The organism is Clostridium senegalense JC122, assembly GCF_000285575.1.
GTDB lineage: Bacteria > Bacillota > Clostridia > Clostridiales > Clostridiaceae > Clostridium_J > Clostridium_J senegalense.
Window position 1 is genome coordinate 1 of the sequence record NZ_CAEV01000163.1, and the last position, 254, is coordinate 254.

Here is a 254-nt window from a genome sequence, read left to right on the forward strand (position 1 = left end):
GTTAAAAGTGGCAAGTGACAATGAAGGTTTAAGCTTTGATGAAGATAAATATAATAAGTTTATAAAATATAAAGAGCTTATACAAGAATGGAATGAAAAAGTAAATTTAACAGCAATTACAGAAGATGAAGAAATAATAAAAAAGCATTTTATAGATTCATTAAAAGTGTTTAAAATAGAAGAATTAAAAAAATGTAAAAAATTCATAGATATAGGTACAGGGGGAGGATTCCCAGGTGTACCTATGAAAATAA

1 protein-coding gene is annotated in these 254 nt (G+C 25.2%); it reads left to right on the forward strand.

The annotated features are described in order from the left end of the window. On the forward strand, positions 1-254 hold a 254-nt coding region (locus CSGHG_RS25180), incomplete at both ends, for a 16S rRNA (guanine(527)-N(7))-methyltransferase RsmG (RefSeq protein ID WP_010291553.1).